The organism is Mycobacterium sp. (assembly GCF_049281135.1).
GTDB lineage: Bacteria > Actinomycetota > Actinomycetes > Mycobacteriales > Mycobacteriaceae > Mycobacterium.
On sequence record NZ_JBAPRN010000343.1, the window covers coordinates 1 to 4,976 of the forward strand.

Here is a 4,976-nt window from a genome sequence, read left to right on the forward strand (position 1 = left end):
GTCCGTCGCGCACTGCCACCGGCAGGCCGCCGACAGCCGCCGCGGCCACCGGTGTTCCGCACGCCTGCGCCTCCAGCGCGACCAGACCGAACGACTCCGAATAGCTCGGCACCGCAACCAGGTCGACGGCCTGGAACACGGTGGCCAGATCTTCCCGCGATTGCGGCGGCAAAAATGTCACCCGGTCGGAGATACCCAATTCGGCGGCCAGCCGAACCAGGCCGTCGGGCACGGCAAGCCCGCTGCCCGACGGCCCGCCCGCGACCACCACGTGCACCCCCGGCAGTTTGGCCGCCGCGCGCAGCAACACGTCGGGTCCCTTCAACGGCTGGATCCGCCCGACGAAGGCCACCACGTCCTGCTCGGGCGGCAACCCCAGCTTGGACCGGGCGGCCCGGCGATCGCCCGGACGGAACATCTCCAAATCGACGCCCGGGTGAGCGATGTCGATGCGGGCAGGGTCGGCGTGATGCAGCGAAACCAGTTGCACCGCTTCGTCATCGGTGTTGGCGATCAACCGGTCGGCCTCGTCGACCACCTGCTGCTCGCCGACCGTTCGCAGCGGAGGTTCGGGAATGTCGCCCTCGGCCAGCGCGGCGTTCTTCACCGCGGCCAGCGTGTGCGCGGTGTGCACCAACGGCACCGACCACCGGTCGCGGGCCAGCCAGCCGACCTGACCGGACAGCCAGTAGTGCGAATGCACGATGTCGTAATAGCCCGGCTCGTGGGCGGCTTCTGCTCGCAGCACACCCGCGGCGAACGCACACAGCTGGGTGGGCAAGTCGTACTTGTCCAGGCCTTCGAACGGCCCAGCCACCACATTGCGCACCAGCACACCGGGAGCGACCCGCGCGACCGGCGGATCGGTGGACGCCGTAGCCCGGGTGAAGATCTCCACCTCGACGCCTCGGCGGGCCAGATGCAGGGCACTCTGCAGCACGTAGACGTTCATCCCGCCGGCATCACCGATGCCGGGCTGGGCGAGCGGCGACGTGTGCACCGCCAACACCGCGACGCGACGCGGATTGGTCAGCTCTGAGTCGTCTAGCCGGGACAGGTCAATGTGGGCCACCCTGTCATCTTTGCAGCACCGATTGGAGTCCCAGGTCAGGCGGGTGTCTCGACGTCAACCTCGTAGGCGGGCACCGGCGGAGCGGCGCGGCGCATGGCGGCCAGCGGGTCGGCGTACAGCCCGGCCAGCGATACGATGCCGGCCCCGGCCTCTTGCACCCGGTTGCCGAACGCAGTCACTCGGATATCACGCGGCGGCAGCACCAGGCGCGTCTTGTAGGCCTGCTCGACCTGCTGCATGCCCTCGGGATACTCGGTGAACGCCTGGCCACCGACCACCAGGTCGTCGGGGTTGAGCAGGTCGCGCAGCAGCGCGACCGATTCGCCGAGCACTCGGGCGCGCTCGGCCAGCAGCTCTTTGGCCTGGTCGTTCCCGCGGCGCGCCACCTTTAGTAGATCGGTCACGGTGGCGGCTGACCCATCACTGCGGGCCGGCAGGACGCGCAGCCGTCGCGCGGCGGCCAGCACGGCCTCGTCGCTGACGGTGGATTCCAGCAAACCCGAGCCGCCCAGCAACGCGGACTGGGCGGGCAAGTTGGTAATCGTGCCGGGCCCGCTGGCCGGGCTGTGCACCCGACCGCCGATCACCAGCGCGTAGCCCACCGTTTCGCGGGCGTAGACGTAGAGGCTGGTCGACGAGTTGGGCCCGATCCGGCGCATGCCGAGCAGCAGTTCGGCGGCGGCCATCGCATCGACGTGCGAAGCCACCGAAACCGGCAGCTCGAGCGCCTCGGCGATGACCGGCCCGACGGGTGCTTCCCGCCAGCCCAGCCGGGCGTGGTCGACGTGGCCGGTGGCGCCGTCGACGGTGCCACCGATGGCCACACCCACCCACAGGGCTCGCCGACGGTGCCAGCGCCGCAGGTAGCGCCGGGCGCCGTCGGCCAACGCGGCCAGCGCGGGACCCTGAGCAGTGCGCGGAGTCGGTGTTTCGACGGCGTCCAGCGTGCGGCCGAACAAGTCAGTGGCCACGATGCTGGTGGTGCGCGCCCCGATGTGGATGCCGAGAGTCAGGAACGGCTCGTGGTTGACCTCGACGGGCACCCGGGGACGCCCGATCGCCCCGGACACGGCCAGGTCGGCGCGTTCCCGCAGGATTCCGGCGTCCAGCAGGGCGATGACCTGGCGGTTTACCGTCGCGATCGACAGCGAGGTGACCTGGGCGATGACGTCGCGGCCGATCGGGCCGCGCAACCGCACGGCTCGGAAGACCAATGACGCGGCGGCGTCAGAGAGCTGTAGCGAGGGCGCCACCACGCGGTGGCGTCCGGGAGCTCGCCGCCGTGCGGCCGCGAGCGGATTGTGTGAGTGAGAAGTGAAAGTTGTTGAGCGCATTTTGCGAGTCCTTGTCCGAGTTCCGATGGCGGTCTTAGCCGCCACCGTCGCGAGCGCTTAGCGCTTAGCTCAGGCGCGGCTGGCTGCGCGGCAACAACACGCGCAGCCCGCGCAACAACACGCGGGCAGACAGCCGAACAAGGTGCTGACGTACACACGAGGAATTTAGCACGGTTATTAGAGTTGCTCAGATGAGTCCCGTTGATCCACATCCGACGACATCCGACCATCGTGATGGCGAGCAGCCAGTCGCGGTGGTCACCGGCGCCAGCGCGGGGATTGGCGAGGCGACCGCGAGAATCCTTGCTGCACAGGGCTTTCACGTGGTGGCGGTGGCGCGTCGGGCGGACCGGATCAATGCGCTTGCCGCCGAGATCGGCGGTACAGCGGTTGTGGCCGACGTCACTGACGACGCCGCGGTCGACAAGCTGGCCACCGGCCTGCACCGGGTCGACGTGCTGGTCAACAACGCCGGCGGCGCCAAGGGACTGGAGCCGGTGGCCGAGGCCGATCTGGAGCACTGGCGGTGGATGTGGGAGACGAATGTGCTGGGCACGTTGCGGGTCACCCGGGCGCTGCTGCCCAAGCTGATCGACTCCGGCGACGGACTGGTCGTCACCGTCACGTCGATCGCGGCGATGGAGATCTACGACGGCGGGTCCGGCTACACCGCGGCCAAGCATGCGCAAGGGGCGCTGCACCGGACTCTCCGAGGCGAGCTACTCGGAAAGCCGGTGCGGCTCACCGAGATTGCACCCGGCGCCGTCGAAACCGAGTTCTCACTGGTGCGGTTCGACGGCGACCAGCAGCGCGCCGACTCGGTGTACAGCGGGATCACACCGTTGACGGCGGGCGACGTCGCCGAGGTGATCGGATTCGTGGCGTCGCGGCCATCGCACGTCAACCTCGACCAGATCATCATCCGGCCGCGCGATCAGGCGTCAGCCGGCCGGTTTAACCGCCGGGCCCAGGGCTAGTCGTCGTCGGGGTGCCCGACAACGTCGGCGCGTCACGCGGCGTGGCGGGCGCGCTGCGTGGAATCGACACCGGCGCAGGCTTGGCGCCGCTCGGCGGCGGCAGGGCCGACATGCCCACCCAGGTGTCCCAGTCGACCGCCCAGTCCCAGATGTCGCCGTCGGAGTAAGACAGCTCGATGGTGCTGCCGGTCACCTCAACCGGGTCGCCGTAGATCGCGCTTCCGAAGTACTGCTCGGCGTTGGCCGTCGACAAGTTGATGCAGCCGTTGGTGACGTTGGTGTTGCCCTGCGCGCCGGCGCTGTTCGGGTTGGCGTGGATGAACTCGCCGTTATTGGAGATCCGCACGGCCCAGCGTTCATGGATGTGGTTGTAACCGGCGGCCGGGTTGGACATGTAGAAGTCGGAGTACTTCTCGCTGACCACGTGGGTGCCGTTACGGGTGACGTTGCGCGCCTTGTCGGCTTCGCCGTAGCTGCACGGGAAGTCCATGATGACGCCCTCGTCGCGGACCACCTGGATGCGGTGCGACGAGATTTCGGCCTTGACCACCTGACGGCGACCGATGTCGAAACTCAGGCTCATGTCCTGCTTGCCGTAGGCGCCGTCGCCGAAGGCCAGCCCGTACAGCTTGGCGTCGACGTTCACCTTGGTGCCGGCCGGGTAGTACTCGCGGCTGCGCCAGTGCACGCGGGCGCCTCCGACCTCGTCGGGCAGCCAGGCCCAACTGCCCTCGACGGGTGGCTGGGTGGTGACCTTCAGCGCCCGCTCGACGGCGGCCTTGTCGGCGATCGGCGCATCGAACTGGATGATGATCGGTGCCGCGACTCCCACGGTCTGGCCGTCCGCGAGCTGGAATCCGCCGTCGATCACCTTGGTGGGCGCGATGGTGGTCAGCTCGGCTTTCACCGGGTGGTTTTTGCCGTCATGACCGACCGCCGACCCGCTCCAGGTGTAGGTCCCGTCGTAGCCCAGCGCCTCGGTGACGGTGTACAGGGTGCGGTCCCGGCTCAGCGTGCCCGCGACGACCTTGCCGTCGGCGTTGGTCAATGCGACGTGCTGAAACCAGCCGTCGCGAATCTCGACGCTGACCGGCGTGGTCGGCAGGACCTTGGCGGTCTTGTCGGCCGGCCGGAACGTGATCGTGGCTTCGGCCTGGGGCTTGGCCTTCTCGGCCTGCTTGGTCGATCCACCGAAGCACGCGGCTAACACGTTGGGCGCGAAGACTCCGACCGCCAGGGTCGTCAGGGCCCGGCGCCGGGTGACCGGCGAAGGGTCGCGCGCAGTGCTCACGACATCAAGATACCGGCGGAAACAACGCGCTTCCTCCGCGCGCGAGTCACAGGGAGCAGCCGACCAGCACGGGTTCGGGTACCAATGTGACACCAAACACATCGCGCACCCCGTCACGCACAGTCCGTGCCAAGGCCACGAGATCGGCGGCGCCGGCTCCGCCGCGGTTGGTCAACGCGAGCGCATGCTTGGTGGAAAGTCGGCAGCGGGCATTGTCGACGTCCGGGTAACCCTTGCCGAAGCCGGCCTGTTCGACGAGCCAGCCCGCGGCGAGCTTGACGCCGTCCGGTGCCGGGTAGTGC

General features: G+C 68.9%; 4 protein-coding genes and 1 pseudogene. 1 reads left to right on the forward strand and 4 read right to left on the reverse strand.

Going from position 1 to position 4,976, the window contains the following annotated elements; all coding sequences use genetic code 11:
- Both mshA and WAN02_RS13860 read right to left on the reverse strand, forming a co-directional pair.
- The coding region (gene mshA, locus WAN02_RS13855; RefSeq protein ID WP_422264769.1) for a D-inositol-3-phosphate glycosyltransferase at positions 1 to 1,072 on the reverse strand (1,072 nt) is incomplete at its 3' end.
- A gap of 35 nt (positions 1,073 to 1,107) precedes the next feature.
- Entirely contained in the window at positions 1,108 to 2,406 is a 1,299-nt protein-coding gene (locus tag WAN02_RS13860; protein ID WP_422264771.1) for an ROK family protein, read from the reverse strand.
- Between the two features lie 191 nt (positions 2,407 to 2,597).
- Between WAN02_RS13860 and WAN02_RS13865 the strand changes: the two genes are divergently transcribed.
- Positions 2,598 to 3,383, forward strand: coding sequence for an SDR family NAD(P)-dependent oxidoreductase (locus tag WAN02_RS13865; RefSeq protein WP_422264772.1), 786 nt, complete (start codon positions 2,598 to 2,600; stop codon positions 3,381 to 3,383).
- On the opposite strand, the gene WAN02_RS13870 is transcribed toward WAN02_RS13865, so the two are convergent.
- Positions 3,361 to 4,674 carry a L,D-transpeptidase gene (locus tag WAN02_RS13870; protein ID WP_422264773.1) on the reverse strand — a complete coding sequence of 438 codons (1,314 nt, stop codon included), beginning with the start codon at positions 4,672 to 4,674 and terminating at the stop codon, positions 3,361 to 3,363. The two genes, WAN02_RS13865 and WAN02_RS13870, sit on opposite strands and share 23 nt — an antisense overlap.
- A 46-nt stretch (positions 4,675 to 4,720) precedes the next feature.
- A pseudogene (gene murB / locus WAN02_RS13875) lies at positions 4,721 to 4,976 on the reverse strand (UDP-N-acetylmuramate dehydrogenase); the annotation flags it as partial.

Bases quoted from the DNA above. Each gene is read 5' to 3' on its own strand.
- WAN02_RS13860 (WP_422264771.1), bottom strand. From the start codon at position 2,406: ATGCGCTCAACAACTTTCACTTCTCACTCACACAATCCGCTCGCGGCC.
- WAN02_RS13865 (WP_422264772.1), top strand. From the start codon at position 2,598: ATGAGTCCCGTTGATCCACATCCGACGACATCCGACCATCGTGATGGC.